The sequence below is a fragment of the Fictibacillus sp. WQ 8-8 genome (genome assembly GCF_024494405.1).
Lineage (GTDB): Bacteria > Bacillota > Bacilli > Bacillales > Fictibacillaceae > Fictibacillus_C > Fictibacillus_C marinisediminis.
The window spans coordinates 294,249-307,581 of record NZ_JAMXKG010000006.1; the positions used below are offsets into that span (position 1 = coordinate 294,249).

The 13,333-nt window shown below is 41.6% G+C and carries 15 protein-coding genes and 1 pseudogene; 3 read left to right on the forward strand and 13 right to left on the reverse strand.

The genetic code is table 11. The features are described 5' to 3' along the window. Positions 1 to 17: 17 nt before the first annotated feature. From M1K46_RS15740 to M1K46_RS15755, 4 genes are read right to left on the reverse strand one after another with little or no spacing between them, the layout of a single operon-like run. Entirely contained in the window at positions 18 to 1,145 is a 1,128-nt protein-coding gene (locus M1K46_RS15740; protein ID WP_256226714.1) for an MGDG synthase family glycosyltransferase, read from the reverse strand. Positions 1,146 to 1,169: 24 nt separating this feature from the next. Continuing rightward, positions 1,170 to 1,748, reverse strand: a complete 579-nt coding sequence (locus M1K46_RS15745) for a DedA family protein (protein WP_053355612.1) — start codon at positions 1,746 to 1,748, stop codon at positions 1,170 to 1,172. A 1-nt stretch (position 1,749) separates the two neighbouring features. Further along, entirely contained in the window at positions 1,750 to 2,469 is a 720-nt protein-coding gene (locus M1K46_RS15750; protein WP_256226716.1) for a polysaccharide deacetylase family protein, read from the reverse strand. Continuing rightward, on the reverse strand, positions 2,466 to 3,017 hold the full coding sequence (locus M1K46_RS15755) for a Chromate resistance protein ChrB (protein WP_256226718.1): 552 nt from the start codon (positions 3,015 to 3,017) through the stop codon (positions 2,466 to 2,468). Before M1K46_RS15755 ends, M1K46_RS15750 begins: the two co-directional genes overlap by 4 nt. A gap of 129 nt (positions 3,018 to 3,146) precedes the next feature. Here M1K46_RS15755 and M1K46_RS15760 point away from each other — a divergent pair, with 129 nt between their 5' ends. Beyond that, positions 3,147 to 3,539: a YkvA family protein gene (locus M1K46_RS15760; protein WP_254781561.1), complete on the forward strand. Its 393-nt coding sequence runs from the start codon at positions 3,147 to 3,149 to the stop codon at positions 3,537 to 3,539. A gap of 283 nt (positions 3,540 to 3,822) precedes the next feature. On the opposite strand, the gene M1K46_RS15765 is transcribed toward M1K46_RS15760, so the two are convergent. The 4 genes from M1K46_RS15765 to M1K46_RS15780 all read right to left on the reverse strand — a co-directional run bounded on the left by M1K46_RS15765 (position 3,823) and on the right by M1K46_RS15780 (position 7,977). After that, positions 3,823 to 5,190 (reverse strand): TrkH family potassium uptake protein, encoded by a 1,368-nt coding sequence (locus M1K46_RS15765; RefSeq protein WP_256226719.1) that lies wholly within the window; start codon positions 5,188 to 5,190, stop codon positions 3,823 to 3,825. A gap of 71 nt (positions 5,191 to 5,261) precedes the next feature. Continuing rightward, positions 5,262 to 6,146, reverse strand: coding sequence for a YitT family protein (locus M1K46_RS15770; protein WP_305585545.1), 885 nt, complete (start codon positions 6,144 to 6,146; stop codon positions 5,262 to 5,264). Between the two features lie 129 nt (positions 6,147 to 6,275). Next, positions 6,276 to 7,541, reverse strand: coding sequence for a cation:dicarboxylate symporter family transporter (locus M1K46_RS15775; protein WP_091007014.1), 1,266 nt, complete (start codon positions 7,539 to 7,541; stop codon positions 6,276 to 6,278). A 199-nt stretch (positions 7,542 to 7,740) separates the two neighbouring features. Next, positions 7,741 to 7,977, reverse strand: a complete 237-nt coding sequence (locus M1K46_RS15780; protein WP_091007016.1) for a DUF2642 domain-containing protein — start codon at positions 7,975 to 7,977, stop codon at positions 7,741 to 7,743. 186 nt (positions 7,978 to 8,163) lie between these two features. On the opposite strand from M1K46_RS15780, the gene M1K46_RS15785 reads away from it, so the two are divergent. After that, on the forward strand, positions 8,164 to 8,487 hold the full coding sequence (locus M1K46_RS15785) for a hypothetical protein (protein WP_062236814.1): 324 nt from the start codon (positions 8,164 to 8,166) through the stop codon (positions 8,485 to 8,487). 78 nt (positions 8,488 to 8,565) lie between these two features. Beyond that, entirely contained in the window at positions 8,566 to 9,159 is a 594-nt protein-coding gene (locus M1K46_RS15790) for a YitT family protein (protein ID WP_053355619.1), read from the forward strand. 49 nt (positions 9,160 to 9,208) lie between these two features. On the opposite strand, the gene M1K46_RS15795 is transcribed toward M1K46_RS15790, so the two are convergent. From M1K46_RS15795 to M1K46_RS15810, 5 genes and pseudogenes are all read right to left on the reverse strand, one after another. Beyond that, on the reverse strand, positions 9,209 to 10,552 hold the full coding sequence (locus M1K46_RS15795) for a hemolysin family protein (protein ID WP_053355620.1): 1,344 nt from the start codon (positions 10,550 to 10,552) through the stop codon (positions 9,209 to 9,211). A gap of 83 nt (positions 10,553 to 10,635) precedes the next feature. Beyond that, complete coding sequence (locus M1K46_RS15800) at positions 10,636 to 10,854, reverse strand: hypothetical protein (RefSeq protein WP_053355621.1); 219 nt, start codon at positions 10,852 to 10,854, stop codon at positions 10,636 to 10,638. Between the two features lie 6 nt (positions 10,855 to 10,860). Next, positions 10,861 to 11,043: pseudogene (locus M1K46_RS25860) on the reverse strand (MerR family transcriptional regulator); the annotation flags it as partial. A gap of 87 nt (positions 11,044 to 11,130) precedes the next feature. After that, positions 11,131 to 11,514 (reverse strand): YidH family protein, encoded by a 384-nt coding sequence (locus tag M1K46_RS15805; RefSeq protein WP_062236822.1) that lies wholly within the window; start codon positions 11,512 to 11,514, stop codon positions 11,131 to 11,133. 72 nt (positions 11,515 to 11,586) lie between these two features. Then, positions 11,587 to 13,332, reverse strand: coding sequence for a phospho-sugar mutase (locus tag M1K46_RS15810; RefSeq protein ID WP_256226721.1), 1,746 nt, complete (start codon positions 13,330 to 13,332; stop codon positions 11,587 to 11,589). Position 13,333 lies beyond the last annotated feature (1 nt).

The window sequence follows — 13,333 nt, forward strand, 5'->3', positions numbered from 1 at the left end:
CCGGTTACTTCAGTCTATTAAACGGGCTGCATCTGCAGCATCGTGTTCTCATTAAGCAAATTTAAAACCACTTCATATGCGCTTTTTTCTTTATGGTTCTCAAAATAGCTCATTTTGCGCAGGATGCCCTTTACTTCAGGCTCATTTTCTAATACAGAAGCGATCTGTTCTTCGAATGGATTTTCCTCGTTGAGCTGAATGATTAAGTTTTCACTGATCAGCTTTTTCAGGTTGATCTGTTCCTGGCCCGGCAATGCGGAATGAACAAAAATAGGCAGTCGTTTCTTCAAAGCCTCACTGATGGTAATACCGCCCGGCTTTGTCACAATGGCATCAACCTGTTCGTACAGATGGTTCATCTCTGTCCGGGTGGAAATATACCCCTTCGGCCTGATGTTAGGATGATTCCAGGAAGACAGTTCTTTATATAGTCTCTGATTTTTTCCGCAGAGAACCGTATACCGGTAATTGGAGTCCTCCTTTATCTGTTTAAGAAATCCTTTGATCTTGCCAAGCCCGATGCTACCGCCTGAAATCAGGATGTGCTTCTTCAGTACCGGACGCCAAGAGAAATAAGCTCTAATATCTTCATTAACAGGTATTCCTGTAATAATGATCTGATCCCTTTCAATCTGGTGTCTGGCGACAAGTTCTTTTTTCATTGAAGAATCGCTGACCAAATGATAATCGATCCCTTTTTTTCCCCAGATGTCATTAATAAAGAAATCAGTATACACGTTAACGACCGGAACCTGGATCAGTCCCCTTTTCTTCAGGCGGTTAATAATTGCTGAAGGGAAACAGTGTGTGCATACGATCACGTTCGGTTTCTCTTCCCGAAGCATGCGCAGCATCTTGTGTTCAAAAAGGAGCAATTGATGGGGCATAGCACCCCTTTTCTTAGCCGGAGTGTACATCACGTGATGATAGATCCAATCATACGTTTTAGGCATGGTATGAATCCATTTTAAATAGGTCGTTGAAATCACTTTCTCTAGCGGTTTATTCCAGTAGCTCAAAAAGTCAATTTTCTTGCAGATAATATGCTCATCGCTGCTCTGCTGTATGGATGACATTAAAGCATCAGCAACTTGATGGTGACCAGAAGGCATTTGGAACAAAGGCAAAAATAATATTTTTTTCATAAAAAACCCTCCCCTACAAACCTTCTAAATCCTGTTTGCAAATTTCTTTCTAAATACTGTTATCAAAAATAAGAGCAAAGCCGCTGCAGCAATCCATGGCAGGTACTTCAATTTAATCTGATCACCAAAAAAATAGCCAATGCTGACAAAGGTAGTTGTCCATAATGCACTCCCAATGAGCGAAAGCAGGACGTAACGATAAAAGGAGTATCGGCTGATTCCCGCAATATAAGGAGCAAGCTGGCGTAGTCCAGGCAGATAGAAACCAAATAAAACAGTCGTCTGCGCATGCCGATGAAACCGTCCCTCGACCACTTTCCATCGATCTGGTGTTATTTTTATATATTTTCCGTATCGTTCAATAAAAGGCAGACCGAGCTTTCTGCCGATCCAGTAGGAAACGAGCATCCCTGCAAACGTACCGAAAAAAGCATAAAGAAGACTGGTCCCAAATGCAAAATGGCCTTTTGCGACGAGCACTCCAATCAGAAACATAAACGATTCTTCAGGGGCAGGAATACCTACGATTCCACAAAACAAAACGATAAGAATAATCCAATGCCCATAACTTTGCAAATAAGATATGACGCTGTCTAGACTCATATTAACCTCGTTCATTGTTTTTCTTAAGTTCTTCAAGTGACACAAACCGGTACCCTTTTTGCTGCGCAAACTCTAGAAATTCACGCAGAGCTTCAAGCATAACCGCCGGTGCCTCATCATCCGCTCCCGGATTGTCTCCGCTATCATGAAGCAGATAGATCCGTCCCCCACCAAGATCTTTTTTCAGCCGTTCTGCCAATTTTTCTTTTCCCTGTGATGCCTTCCAGTCTTCATTAATCGATGACCACATAATGGTCTTGTACGCCCTTGAAGCAGAGAGTGAAAAAAGATTAAAACGGCCCCAGGGCGGGCGATAATACATCGGGGTATTCCCTGTAATTTTTTTTATCGATTGAGCACAGCCTGATATTTCTTCATGCAGGCGATGCGGAAGTAAAAACCAGCTGTTTGAATGAGTCTGGTGGTGAATTCCAACAGCATGTCCTTCTTTACTCATCCGCTCTACCAGATGAGGATACCTTTGTGCCCGTTCTCCTACGACAAAAAAAGCAGCTGATGCATGGTATGACCGCAGAAGATCAAGCAGCTTCTCAGTGTAGACGGGGTGCGGGCCATCATCAAAAGTCAGTACAATCCTGAAATCCTTATCTCCGGACTTCATAATACGTAACGAGAAGGTCCTGATCAAAACAGTTGGCAAGATGCCATAACACAGGAAAAGCAACAATAAGAGAGAAACAATTAATACGATCATCATCATTCCGCGTGATAAGCTCCCTCAAGCTCATAGACTGCTTCTGAAAAAGAATACAGCTTTTCTTCACATCTCTTCAGGCATTCTTTAGAATGGAAGGAAAGCTCATGTTTGAAATAATCTCTCTTCATGATCTTTCTGTGCCACCTTTTCAAGCGCATGAGTTCCATTTCATTTTCTTCGATGTCGCCAAATTGATCCTGGCCTGTTTTGATTTCGTCTTTGATACTTTGCAAGAAGCGGCTGCAGCTTTCAAGCAGTTCCTCATACTCCATAGCTCTCTGCGCATTAAACAATTGTATGAGTTCTTGCTGTGAGTAATGAGAGAACTTTACGATCTCAACCATAAAAGACTCTCCGCGGTGCTCACCAATCAACGTTCTTAATTTAGCCAGCTTATTTTCAATATCGGGTGTTTTGGGCACCAGACATACTGATTGCTGGATATACAGCACACCAAGTGCTTTTAAATTCCGCCAGATCCTTACTCTCAGAGTAGAAGGCTCTGCAGGAACTTTATATGAAAACAAATACCATGTCCTGTTTTCTTCCATAGGGTTCACACCTTATATTATTTAGATATCATGTTGCCATAATAACATAAATAACAATTGTTGCAACAAAAATCGCAACAGTTGTTTCATTTATGGAGAGCTTTTGATATTCCCATCTTTCAAAAGAAGGTGAAAGAATTGAAATCATTCATTATTAAATGGAAACAAATAGCCAAATCATTCAAACAGAATATCGCTGTATTGTATTTTGCCTATCGGAATCCAAAGACTCCTTTGCCGGCACGCATAGTGCTGCTTATTGTCATTGCTTATGCTTTCAGTCCCATAGATCTAATCCCTGACTTTATTCCTGTAGTCGGTTACCTGGATGATTTAATTCTTCTTCCAATTGGAATATGGTTTGCAATCCGGCTGCTTCCAGCTGAGGTCCTTATGGATAGCCGAGAAAAAGCAGCCAACCATAATAATACCGGCAAACCTTCCTATTGGATTTCCGGAGTGTTAGTCATCATAATTTGGATTGCTCTGGCATGTTGGCTCTTCTACAAAGTTATTCATTAACTAAAAAAATAGGCTGTTTTCGTAACCTTTGTTGCTCTTAGGAGTAGTTGATTTCCGTTTCAGGAGGCTCGCTTTCCGCGGGGCGTGCGGTGAGCCTCCTCGGCGCATGGCGCCTGTGGGTCTCACCTGTCCCGCTGCTCCCGCAGGAGTCTCGCACCTTCCACTCCAATCAACTTATCAATGAAGGTTCTTTACTTGTTCCTAAAGCAAAAATCTTTTAGAAAAGAGCCAAAAAATAAAAAGAGGAGGACTATTATTAGTCTTCCTCTTTTCAATATGATTTTTACTGACCGATGATTATTTTTTCTTTTGGGTAATGAAAATGCTCCACAACCGTCTTTCCGCGGATAATGAATAGGAAGGAAAGAACGCCGATCCTTCCGATAAACATGAGCACCATAAGGATTATCTTTCCTCCCGTACTCAAGTCAGGTGTAATTCCTAAACTTAGACCTGTCGTCCCAAATGCCGAACATACTTCAAACACAATTTTTTCGATAGGCAGCGGGTCGGTTACTGCCAAAAACAGTGAGGCCGAACTGCAAATCAGAAATGCCACAATCAAAACGATAAAAGACTTCTGAACGTCTTCAGTCATCACTTCTCGGCCAAAAACTTTTATTGAATTCCGGCCTTTTGCATAGAACCATATAGCAAGAAAAGCTACGGCAACGGTAGTTGTCCTGACCCCGCCCCCTACACTGCTTGGCGAAGCGCCGATAAACATCATTGCGCTCAGAAATAGATTCGTGGGTGTTGAAAAATGATTCATATCCATTGTCGAGAGCCCGCCGCTCCTCGTTGTCACCGACTGGAACAGAGAATAGAATAACGTTTCATGCCATGTCTTATCGGCAAGAAAATGTCCTGCTTCAAACACATAGATTCCCACCGTCCCCATTACGACAAGGATAAAAAAAGTGACCGTCGTAATTTTAGTAAACAGCGTAAAGTTATATCGTTCCTTGTATTTCCTTTCGGCTATAAAATTCTTTACTTCGATCAGCACTGGAAAGCCTATAGCGCCAGCTGTAATTAAAATCATGGTCAACAGCTGAATGAAATAATCATCCTTAAATGGAATTAAGGACTGGCCCGTAAGATCAAAGCCCGCATTGGTCGTTGCGGTAACTGATGAAAAGAAACCATGGTATAACGCTTCTTTCCAGGACGGATAGTACTTTAAAAACAGAACAGTAAAAAGAACCATACCAATGAACTCAATAATCATAATTAAGCCAAGGATTTGTCTCATGAGGTTTACAAGTCCGGACAGTGTGGACTGGTTTTGATCGGTCATGATTAATTGCCGCTCTCTCATCCCGATTTTCTTTCCAAGCAATATCCACACCGCTGTTCCCATCGTCATCACACCGACACCGCCGATTTGGACGATCATCGCCAAGGCAATGACACCGCCAGAGTTGAAGGTCTCATGTATGGTTACAACCGAAAGGCCGGTGACACTCACCGCACTGACTGCCGTAAACAGAGCATCAACAAACGTCACCGAGACGCCAGGATTGTGAAATGCCGGCAAACTTAATACACCTGTCGCAATGATGACAGAAATAAGATAAAAAAGAACGATGATCTGAACTGAGGTTAAAAAGAATCCTCTTTTGGTTTTATCCTGTTTTACTCCAAGCACTATTTTCACAACCCTGTCTAATCATATATCTTGTTTAAATGATACCCTATTCCAAACCTTGGACAACAGTATCAGTGAATATTTTTCTTTTTAAATCTGCCGCCCTTTACATCATGAATATTTCCCACCGCTAAGAAGGCCGTCGGATCAATATCATTGACGATATTTTTCAGTTTCGCTTCTTCCAGCCTGGTGATTACGGTAAAAATAACTTTTTTATCGTCTCTGGAGTATGCACCTTCCCCATTCAGATAAGTTACACCACGGCCAAGTCTGGCAAGAAGGGCTTCGCCTATCCTCATATGTTCATCACTGATGATCCATACAGATTTAGACTGATCAAATCCATCAATGGTAACATCTATGACCTTAAAAGCGATATAGTAGGCGATCAAGGAATACATAGCGCGGTCCCATCCAAATACAAACCCTGCGCTTGCAAGAATGAAGATGTTAAAGAACATCACCACTTCACCAACAGAAAAAGGTGTTTTAGTATTGAATAAAATGGCTAAAATTTCTGTTCCATCAAGAGATCCTCCATAACGGATGACCATACCGACGCCCACCCCTAAAATAACACCGCCGAATACTGCGGCCAATAAAGGATCATCGGTTAAAACGGGTACAGGATGAAGAAAGGATGTTCCAATAGACATGATAATGACACCGAATAATGTAGAAATGGCGAAGGTTTTTCCGATTTGCTTGTAACCGAGGAAAAAGAATGGAATGTTTAACACGACAAGAAACAAGCCAAGATTCAGCTTTGTTAAATGAGACAAAATAATGGAGATACCGACGATTCCCCCATCAATGATCTGATTGGGAACGAGAAAAATTTCAAGGCCTGTAGCTACGAGCAATGCCCCCAGGGCTATAAAAATTACCCTTTTAAAAAGATTGGTCTTTGTAATTTTCTTATGAGCCGTTTGTTGTTGTTGTAGTGATTCCAACAGCACTCCCCCTCTAGTAATAAGTTTCTCTTATGGTATATTTCAATTATAGCAGTTTTTTATTGATACTTTAAGCAATAAGCCTTATTAAATGAAAAAAGAAGCTCCTGCTTTTGCAGGAGCTTCTTTTTATGATGCTTGTTTAACTTCGTTGATATACGCTTCAGCTTTTTGATTATCAAATTGGCCTTCCCACTTGGACATGATGATCGCAGCGAGAGAGTTACCAACTACGTTAACAGCGGTTCTTGCCATATCAAGGATACGGTCGATACCAGCAATAAACGCTAAACCTTCTACCGGGATGCCAACTGTTCCCAATGTAGCAAGGAGGACGACGAACGATACTCCAGGAACACCTGCGATTCCTTTAGATGTTACCATCAGCACGAGAAGCAGTGTGATCTGAGAGGAGATCGGCATGTCGATCCCGTACATTTGAGCGATAAACAATGCCGCGATAGCCTGATAAAGAGTTGAACCATCTAAGTTAAAGGAATACCCTGTTGGGATAACAAAGCTCGCGATGGCTTTCGGGCAGCCCATCTTCTCCATCTTCTCCATTAATTTCGGAAGAACCGTTTCTGAGCTGGATGTTGAATACGCAAGGATCAGTTCATCTTTTAATATTCTGAAAATATTAAATATATTAACACCCGCAATTTTTGCAACGAGCCCGAGTACCACTATAACAAAGAACGCCATAGTCAAGTACACAAGAATAACAAGCTTGCTTAATGGGATCAAGGATGTAACACCAAACTTGGATACCGTAACACCAATCAGTGCAAAAACCCCGAATGGAGCAAACTTCATGATCTGGTTGGTCACGTAAAACATCGCTTCTGCTGTACCTTGGAAAAACCTCAGAACCGGCTGACCTTTTTCACCAATTGCTGCCACACCAAGTCCGAACATTACCGAGAAGAAAATAATAGCAAGCATATCACCGTGCACGAGAGATTCAAACAAGTTTTGAGGAACGATATTAACGAATGTCTCCGCAAATCCATGTTCACCAGCGGTTTTAGCTGTTTCTACATAACTCCCGATATCTGTTTTGCTCAAATGTTTCATATCTACGCCTGCACCAGGCTTAAAGATATTTGCTACCAACAACCCAACAGCGATGGCAATCGTTGTAATGATCTCAAAATAAAGAATAGTTTTTCCGCCGAGTTTACCCAGCTTTTTCATATCACCTACACCGGCAACGCCGACAATTAGGCTGGAAACTACAATCGGAATGACAATCATCTTAATGAGCCTGATGAAGATATCTCCAATTGGCTGCAAATACTTTTCAATTCCAGGATTGCCGTAAAAAATAGCTCCGACCGCGATACCCAGAATCAAACCGATAAGAATCTGCCATGCTAGTCCAATTCTTTTCATAATGTATATCACCTCTTGTTGTTTGTAATCGTTAACACAATAATCTAATTGTATATTCTTTATAAAATGTTTGTCAAAGTTAATAATTGCTAACTAGATATATTTCTTTGATAAACTAAGCAACAACGCGGTTTTAAACGTCAGAAAAAAATAAAAAACATCCCTGAAAAAAGGATGTTTTTTAACTGTCGAAACCCAGTTAGATCGGGAAAATCGCTACAATCTCGCATATACGGATAACAACGCGGAATGTACAATTGTTTCTTCTTACACGCAGTACGATGACATCCCGGCCAACTGCAACCAATCTTCCGCGGAATGTCTGGTTTACGGTATCTACTTGTACACGTTCGTTAATTAGCGCAATTGCTTCTCTTCTAAACGTATCTCTCCGGCGGCGGCCAAAGCCGTCTCCGCCATCAAAACCAAAACCCATGACTTACTCTCCTTTCATCACCGATTTTATTACCAACCGATGGTACTAATAGTAGATGCAGGAGAAGGTACTTTGGTGTGGACAAACATCACGGGCAACCGCTGATATTTATCGATTAAACAGTTGTTTAAATTTTTCTTGCTGCGGGAAAAATGAATAGATAAACCTGTAGAAGGGATGAGTTCAATGAGACAAGCTGAGTCATTCGATGACATACTTGAATTCTCCAAAACGCATACGTCACAAGGTACAATGTATCTCAGCCAAAAGGAAACATCACCAGGAGGAATTTTGTTCAGTGATGAAGATTCAGGGAAACAGCCATTGGAACTTGAGATCAAACTTCTTTTAATTACGAAAGATGACTCTATTTATTTTTTTAAACGATATATGGAAGAAGAAGAAGAGGAATTTGAACAAACGATGAATCAATTGGAAGAACTAAAAAATCAATTTAGTATAAATATGGTAAACTCCAGTGAGTTTGATTCCATTTTATCCAAAAAATAATACTTAGGCAGTTTTTGTGCAGTAATTGATCCCTGTCCCGCTTCATAAAGTAGTAAAAAGAGGGACAGGAGGCAAATGATGCTTGCAAAGATGACAGCCGTTTTCATCGGCAGTTTTTTAATGGGAATCGGTATTAATGTGTTTATCCTGCCCTTTCATTTATTAGATGGCGGCATGATTGGTATCGGCCTGCTGTTGAAGTATGTGTGGGGGTTTAAGGTAGGAATGACCATTATTCTTCTGAGCATACCGATTTATTTTCTGGTCTGGAAATTTGACCGCAGCTCTTTTATCAACAGTATTCACGGAATGCTCATTTCTTCTTTTGTTATTGATTTGCTCCTGCCTCTCAAGGGATTTATACATCTTCCAGTTATGGAAAGCGCCATCACCGGCGGCTTACTGATTGGCACGGGTATCGGCATTATGCTCAGATACGAAACAAGTACAGGCGGGACGGATCTTCTCGCACTTTTTATTTCTAAACGTTCTTCTCTTAACGTAGGAGTCATCATCTTCATTATTGATGCAGCCGTTATTTTGTCAGGGTTGTATTTTATGGGCGAGGGCATGTTTTTCTACTCTCTCATCACCATCTTATCTGTGGCATTTGCTACAAGTACACTTACACTTATCCATTCCATTTCCATATTTTTAAATCCTAAACCATAAAAAAGTGCCCGCCATCTTATTTAGACAGCGGGCACTTCATATGAATGTGTTACTCTAAATCGGTAACTAATTCAGGGGCTTTTACTGATCCCTCTATATCCTTCGAGATTTCTATTTTACTAACCTCAATGCGTTTGATCTGGTGGCCGTCAATTTCCACTACTTTGAAGATCAAGCCTTCATACTCAATCTCATCCCCTTCAACAATATCGGAGTTTTGAGAAAGCATCCAGCCTCCGATCGTATCGAGATCGGAATCATCAATATCAAGGCCATACAGATCATTCACTTCAGAAATCAGAACTTTCCCATCAAGCACGGTAACTCTAGGGGTCACTTTTAAAATCATCGGGGTTTCATCTGTATCGAATTCGTCCCTGATTTCCCCGACGATCTCTTCAAGTATATCTTCAACTGTAAGCAGACCGGCAGTTCCCCCATATTCATCCATGAGGACGGCCATGTGGACCTGCTGTTTCTGAAGCTTCACTAAGGTTTCCTGAATAGGTATGGTTTCAATCACGGTTAAAATAGGACGCAAGTAGCTCTCCAATGATTTTTCCACACCCGACATCAGGTCATAGAATATTTCTTTTACGTTTACCATGCCAACCACATGGTCTTTATCCTCATCAACGACTGGATAACGTGTATATTTTTCACTCGTAATGATGGAAAGATTTTCTTCAATTGACTTATTAATATATAAACAAACGATTTCCGTACGCGGTACCATAATCTCTTTAGCAATACGGTCATCAAATTCAAAGACTTTATTCACATAGCTATACTCTGACTGATTAATTTCTCCGCTCTTGTAACTCTCTGAAAGAATCAGCCGAAGCTCTTCTTCAGAGTGGGCCATTTCATGCTCCGAAACGGCAGACAGCCCAAACATTTTTGTTAAAAGCCGCGCACTTCCGTTTAGCACCCAGATGACTGGATACAGGACTCTGTAGAACAAGATCAGCGGCCCTGACAGCATCAGGCTGATCTCCTCTGCTTTTTGAATGGCAAAGGTTTTAGGTGCAAGCTCACCAAGTACAACATGGAGAAAAGTAATAATGGCAAAAGCAAGAATCAAAGTGACCGTTTTAGTAAGCGCAGGACTCAAGCTCAGCTGTTCAAAAACCGGCTGAAGCAAGTGATGGAGAGTACCCTCCCCAAGCCAACCAAGCCCTAAAGCGGTGATTGTAATTCCCAGTTGGCAGGCTGATAGATAACCGTCCAGGTTTAACAGCACTTTACGCACTGCAATGGCTTTTTTGTTCCCCTCTTCTACAAGCTGGTCGATTCTTGTGCGGCGGATCTTTACGATCGCAAATTCAGCGGCCACAAAAAAAGCGGTTAGTACAATCAGTAATGCTACTACGAATAACTTAAATATGTCCAAATAGACTCTTTATTCTCTCGTATAATTGGAGAGATAAAGATGTCACCTCCTGATTTATTTTACTGGATACTTTCGGCGTTCCCTTAAATAAGCGGCGTTTCTCCAATAATCAATAAAAGGCTGTGAAGTAAAGTTGCACGTTCGGCAGGCATATGTTTAACAGCAAGTTTTAATTGCTCCTTGTTTAGCTGTTGAAGAAGAGGCTTTAAATCCTGAACATCTTTTTCAAGTGTGTTGAGCTGCATATCGACTTTTTGCATCGTTTCTGCATACTGTCCCGCATTTTCATTGAATGATGCCATTTTTTCTTTAATCTTCTCTAAAGGCAGATGCTGTTTCTTATAATAATTGATCCACGTAAGCTGCTGTAGGGCTTCTTCACTGTAAAACCGATAATTGGATTGGGAACGTTCAGCCTTTAACAGGCCTAGTTTTGTATAATAATCAATGGTTCTTTTTGAAACGCCTGCTAATTCTGCTAGTTCGCTGATACGATACTTCCCAAATCAATCACCCCAATGCATAGATAATAAGTAATTTTACAGAATTAGAACCATACAGTCAAACGTTTCAGTTACTTATAGAATATTCCGCATGAGAAAATAACTTACCATCAGAATACTCATGACAATAACGAGGGAAATTGAAACCACAAAAACCATTCGAATCGGTGACTGGAACGTTTGATCATTGATTCGTTTTCGTTTATTGAAATAATCGACAGTCGCAAAGATAATGGTAGCCATTCCTAGCAAAAAAGCGATAAACCCAACAGCTGCCACCACCTGATCCTCAATCCGAAAAACTTTGATCTGCATTGTAAAGTGAAGATTTAAGAATACAAACCCTATGCCAGCCATAGCAATGGCCGTCCGAATCCAAGCGAGATATGTCCGCTCATTGGCCAGATGCTGCTGGATGTACCTAGAATCAATCGTTGCTTTCCTGTCTTGTTTATCCATATGAAATCTCCCTGTTATTGTTCCTGATCTGAAAAAAGCAGTTCCGGATCCCGGGACTGCTTTTTACTATTTTTACTGGGCTGCTGCAATAAGCTGATGGACGTGATTCATAACGTCAGTCTTCAGCTCACGCAGCAAGGCTTCACTGCTGCTGAAGGAGTCTGATTTGACGGCAAAGTAAAACTTGATCTTCGGTTCTGTCCCTGAAGGCCGCAAACAGAACCATGAACCGTCACGCAATACATATTTTAAGACGTTGGATGCTGGCAGGTGAATGCTGCTTTCCTCTTTAGATGCCAGCTTGGTTCTCGTCCCTGTGCTGTAATCCTCAACAAACAATATCTCTTTACCCGCCATTTCCACTGGGGGACTGGCTCTGAACGAGTCTAATATATGGTGGATCTGTTCGGCTCCTGCTTTGCCTTTTAGCGTTAATGATTCAAGGCCTTCTAAGTGATATCCATAAGTATCAAATACATCCAAGAGGCCCTCATACATGGTTTTCCCTTGTTTCTTATAGAAAGCTGCAACTTCAGCAGCAAGGAGGCAGGCCTGTACGGCGTCCTTGTCGCGCACAAAATCCCCTATTAAATATCCGTAGCTTTCTTCATATCCAAACAGAAAAGTATGCTCTCCTGTCTTCTCATATTCCTTAATCTTCTCACCGATGAATTTAAATCCGGTGAGTGTATCGATGGTTTTCAGGCCAAACGAGCTCGTGATTTCTCTTCCCAGCTCTGACGTTACGATGGTTTTAAGCACAACCCCTTTAGGGCAGAGCGAGCCTTGAGCCTGTTTTTGTAAAAGAAGGTAATGAAGCATGAGTGCACCTGTCTGATTGCCTGTAAGAACAACATACTCACCTTCCAGGTTTTTCACCGCTACACCAACACGATCTGCGTCAGGGTCGGTAGCAAGCAGGATGTCTGCATCTTTTTCTATTCCATATTCAATAGCAAGTTCAAATGCTGCATGCTCCTCAGGGTTAGGTGATTTTACAGTAGAAAAATCCGGATCTGGCTGTTCCTGCTCTTTTACAACAGTAACATTTTTAAAGCCGATGGCATCAAGTCCGTTCCTTACGGGGTGATTGGCAGTCCCATGAAGAGGTGTAAATACAATGCTCAAATCCTGCATCTCATGGACGAGATCCGGATTTACGGTAATTCTTTTTAATTGCTCAAGATAAGCCTCATCAATTTCTTCTCCGACCATTTGGATGAGCCCTTCCGCTTTTAACTGCTCTTCAGGCACAACAGAGATAGCCAGTTCATTTTCGATTTCTTCAACTTTTTCTGTTAAGAGATCCGCTTCATTCGGTGGAAGCTGCCCTCCATCTGCTCCATATACTTTGTATCCGTTATACTCAGGAGGATTGTGGCTGGCTGTAATGACGATTCCGCTGAACGCCTTTAAATAGCGGACCGCAAAAGAAAGCACAGGTGTTGGTCTCAAGCTTTCAAATACATAGGTTAGAATTCCTTTTGATGCTAATGTACTTGCAGCCTCCATCGCAAATTCAGGTGATTTATGCCTTGAGTCATAGGCGATGACCACACCCCTCGCCTTTGCTTTCTCCCCTTGTGATTCAATAAAACTTGCAAGGCCTGCTGACGCCTTGCGGATTGTATATGTATTCATACGGTTCGTACCAGGGCCGATTTCGCCTCTCATACCTCCGGTGCCAAATTCGAGGTTCTTATAAAAGGAATCCTCAAGGCCGGTTTCCGTTTCTTTTAATTTCTCGAGCTGAAGCTGAAGCTCTTCGCCAAGATTCGGTTCATTCAGCCATTTTTCATATGCAGTCTTCCAGTTCATT